At 70.8% G+C, this 4,242-nt stretch carries 3 protein-coding genes; 2 read left to right on the forward strand and 1 reads right to left on the reverse strand.

Translation table 11 applies throughout. The features are described 5' to 3' along the window. Positions 1-1,318 (reverse strand): helix-turn-helix domain-containing protein (locus A9O63_RS18065; RefSeq protein WP_069333161.1); only part of this gene is annotated, 1,318 nt, incomplete at its 3' end. A gap of 145 nt (positions 1,319-1,463) precedes the next feature. Here A9O63_RS18065 and A9O63_RS18070 point away from each other — a divergent pair. Together A9O63_RS18070 and parE are read left to right on the forward strand one after the other, a co-directional pair. Further along, the gene (locus A9O63_RS18070; protein WP_069333162.1) at positions 1,464-2,123 is read left to right on the forward strand and encodes a glutathione S-transferase family protein; all 660 of its coding nucleotides are present in this window, start codon (positions 1,464-1,466) and stop codon (positions 2,121-2,123) included. 96 nt (positions 2,124-2,219) lie between these two features. After that, entirely contained in the window at positions 2,220-4,175 is a 1,956-nt protein-coding gene (gene parE, locus A9O63_RS18075; protein WP_069333163.1) for a DNA topoisomerase IV subunit B, read from the forward strand. Positions 4,176-4,242 lie beyond the last annotated feature (67 nt).

Raw genomic sequence — 4,242 nt, forward strand, 5'->3', positions numbered from 1 at the left:
CCTCGCGGTCCCGCCGGGCGGCCAGGGCGAAGGCCGCCTGCACCATCAGCGCCAGCGCCTCGGGCGAGCACCGCGCCGTCTCGGCCAGAAGGCCCGGCCAGCGGGTCACGGGCCCGCCGCCCAGATCGGCCGCGCAGACGAGGATGCCCGCCACCAGCCCCGGGCGCAGCAGGGCAAGCATCCGGGCAGCCGCCAGATCGGAGCCGAGCGCAAGGATCGCCGCGCGCGGCAGATCCAGATGTTCCGCCAGCGCCGCGATGTCGAGCGCCCCGCCCTCGGCGATCCCCGCCACCGCAGGCAGAGGATCGCTCCGGCCGTAGCCCGCCCGGATCGGCACGATCACCCGCAGGCTGCGTGCCCGCGCCGCACGCTCGGCCGCCGGAGCCCAGCGGGCGAGGCTGATTTCGCCATGAAGATGCAGGACCGGCGTTCCGGCCGGATCGCCGAACTCGAGCCATTCGAGCCGCCGCCCCTCCGGCAGCATCATCGCCTGCGGCACCAGCGGCTCCAGAAGCCGCCCGCCCGGCGCAGGCATCGCCCCCTCCGGCGGCGCGAGCGCCAGATCCATCAGCCCCAGCACCAGCCGCAAGAGCTCGGGCTGCGAATGGGTGTCGGTCTTCTGCTGGATCGAGCGCAACTGGGTGCGCACCGTCTCGACCGAGCGGCCGCGCAGCGTGGCGATCTCGCGCAGCGGCAGGCCGAGGGTCAGGCCCTGCACGATGTCTGTCTCGGCCGGGGTGAGCGCGAAGGTCCCCTGCAGGAAGCCGCCGAACCCGTCCGGCCAGACCGGCTCGGTCGCGAGCACCAGCGCCCGGGCCCGTCCCTCCGCCCCCTCGACCGGGCAGACCCGCAGCACCGCGGTCGCCCCCGTTGCGGTCGAGCGGAGGCGGAGGTTGCGGGCGGGCTCGGCCCGGCGCGCCACCCGCCGGATCGTGGACGAGAGCGCCACCACATCGGCCGGCTCGAACGGCAGCGCGGCAAGCGGCGCCCCGCCCGCGATGCGGAAGGCAGATTCGGCGGCGCGATTGCAGGCAGAGATCCGCACCACCCCGTCGCTGAGGAAGGCCGGCACCCGCTGGATGCCCGCCAGCACCGCCTCGGCGGTGCCGGTCTCGCCCCGGGGCAGCCGGCCGAGGATCCGCGCCGCCCGCGCGAAGTGGCGCTCGAGCTCGGGCATGGGGCCCGGCTCACGCTGCAGCCGCTGCTGCCAGACCCGCGCGAACTCCGGCAGCCGCTGCGGATCGAGCGCCAGCTCGTAGGCCAGATGCACCAGAGCCGCCTCGGCCTCCCCGCTCCCGCTCTCCCACAGCCCCGTCATTCTGCGCCTTCGCCTGTCCCGGCGCCGCTCGTGACACGCGCGCCGGACGCCCTCCATCCGGGCCTTCCCGGATGGGCGCTTGGGTCGCAGGTCTTTCCTCTCGCCCGCCGACCGACTAGGCTCTGCGCCGATCAAGGAGAAGCCCATGCTGAAGATCTACGGCGTCCATCGCTCGCGCGCCTCGCTCCCGCTCTGGCTTCTGGCCGAGCTGGACCTGCCCTTCGAGCATGTGCCCGTGATCCAGGCGAACCGCGTGGCCCATCCCCATGGGCCGGAGGCGCCGCTGAACACGGCCTCGGCCGCCTATCTCGCGGTCAATCCGCTGGGCCAGATCCCCTGCCTCGAGGAGGAGGGGCTGATCCTCACCGAGTCGCTCGCCATCACCCTTCACATCGCGCGCACGAAGGGCGGCCAGCTCGGGCCCCGCAGCGAGCCCGAGGATGCGCTGATGGTCAGCTGGTCGCTCTTTGCCGCCACCGCCGTCGAGCCGCCCGCCCTCGAGATCCAGCTCATCCAGCGGTCGGGCGGCGGCACGAGCCCCGAGGGACAGGCCGCGATCTCCATCGCCGCCGAACGGCTGCGCCGTCCCCTGGCCCGGCTCGAGCGGCATTTCGCGACCGAGGACTATCTCGTGGGCGGCCGGTTCACCGTGGCCGACCTGAACCTCGCCGAGACGCTCCGCTACGGCCAGGCCCATCCGGCGCTGCTCGAGCCTTTCCCCGCCGTCGCCGCCTGGCTCGACCGCTGCCAGTCGCGCCCGGCCTTCCGCCTGATGATGGAACGCCGCGCGGCCGAGCCCGAATAGGCACCGCGCAGGCCTCCTCCCGGCCCCAGATCTTGCGTATCCCCTCCGCGGGATGCTCTATTGCTATTCCAATCGTCCAGAAAGAATCGAGCAACCATGGCCAACGACCTTCTCTCCGGCCAGCCGGAAACCTATGACGCCTCCTCCATCGAGGTGCTCGAGGGGCTCGAGCCCGTCCGCAAGCGCCCCGGCATGTATATCGGCGGCACGGACGAGCGGGCGCTGCATCACCTGGTGGCCGAGATCCTCGACAACTCGATGGACGAGGCGGTCGCAGGCCATGCCACGCGCATCGAGGTGGAGCTCCATGCGGACCATTCCGTGACGGTGCGCGACAATGGCCGCGGCATCCCGGTCGATCCGCATCCGAAATTTCCGGGCAAGTCGGCGCTCGAGGTCATCCTCTGCACCTTGCACGCGGGCGGCAAGTTCTCGGGCAAGGCCTACCAGACCTCGGGCGGTCTCCATGGCGTCGGCGCCTCGGTGGTGAACGCGCTCTCGGACACGCTCCGGGTCGAGGTGGCGCGCAATCGCGAGCTCTGGGTGCAGAGCTTCTCGCGCGGCATCTCGCAGGGGCCGGTCAAGATGGTCGGCGCCGCCTCGAACCGCCGCGGCACCACGATCACCTTCCACCCAGACCCCGAGATCTTCGGCCATCTCCAGTTCAAGCCCGCGCGGCTGATGAAGATGGCCCGCTCCAAGGCCTATCTCTTCTCGGGCGTCGAGATCCGCTGGAAATCCGCAATTCCCGACGGCGACACCCCGCAGGAAGCCGTCTTCCACTTCCCCGGGGGCTTGGGCGACTATCTCGCCGAACAGCTCTCCGGCGCCTCGACCTATGCCGAGCGCCCCTTCGCCGGCAAGGTGGGCTTTCAGGAGAAGTTCGGCGTGCCGGGCTCGGTCGAATGGGCGATCAACTGGACCCCCGCGCGCGACGGCTTCATCCAGTCCTACTGCAACACCGTGCCCACCCCCGAGGGCGGCACGCATGAGAGCGGCTTCTGGTCGGCGATCCTCAAGGGCATCCGCGCCTATGGCGAGCTCGTGAAGAACCGCAAGGCCGACCAGATCACCCGCGACGACATGCTGGCGGGCGGCTCGGCGCTGATCTCGGTCTTCATCCGCGAGCCGCAGTTCGTGGGCCAGACCAAGGACCGGCTCGCCACCGAGGAGGCCGCGAAGCTGGTCGAGAACGCGGTCCGCGACCATTTCGACAACTGGCTCGCGGCCAACACGAAATCGGCCGGCGCGATCCTCGACTTCCTCGTGCTGCGCGCCGAAGAGCGCCTCCGCCGCCGGCAGGAGAAGGAGACGCAGCGCAAGTCCGCCACCAAGAAGCTGCGCCTGCCCGGCAAGCTCGTCGACTGCTCCGCCACCGCCCGCGACGGAACCGAGCTCTTCATCGTCGAGGGCGACTCGGCCGGCGGCTCGGCCAAGATGGCGCGCGACCGCGCCACCCAGGCGCTCCTGCCGCTCCGGGGCAAGATCCTGAACGTGCTGGGCGCGGCCTCCGGCAAGATGGGGGCGAACGCCGAGATCAACGACCTCTGCCAGGCGCTCGGCACCGGCATGGGCACGCGGTTCAACATCGACGAATTGCGCTACGACAAGGTCATCATCATGACCGATGCCGATGTCGACGGCGCCCATATCGCCTCGCTTCTCATGACCTTCTTCTTCACCCAGATGCGGCCGCTGATCGACCGCGGCCATCTCTATCTCGCCTGCCCGCCGCTCTACCGCCTCACCCAGGGGGCGAAGCGGCTCTATGTCGCCGACGATGTCGAGAAGGAGCTCTGGATGGCGAAGGGCCTCGGCGGCAAGGGCAGGATCGACGTGCAGCGCTTCAAGGGTCTGGGCGAGATGGATGCCAAGGACCTCAAGGACACGACGATGAACCCGGCCACGCGCAAGCTCATCCGGGTCTCGATCGACGAGGACGAGCCCGGCGAGACGGGCGATCTGGTCGAGCGGCTGATGGGCAAGAAGCCCGAGCTGCGCTTCCAGTATATCCAGGAGAATGCGCGCTTCGTCGAGGAACTCGACGTCTGACCCCGCCTGCGGCCGCCGGGGACCGAAGCCCCGCCGGCCGCCCCCACGCCCTGCCGGAAGCCCGCCC

Source organism: Cereibacter johrii, from assembly GCF_001720585.1.
Lineage (GTDB): Bacteria > Pseudomonadota > Alphaproteobacteria > Rhodobacterales > Rhodobacteraceae > Cereibacter_A > Cereibacter_A johrii.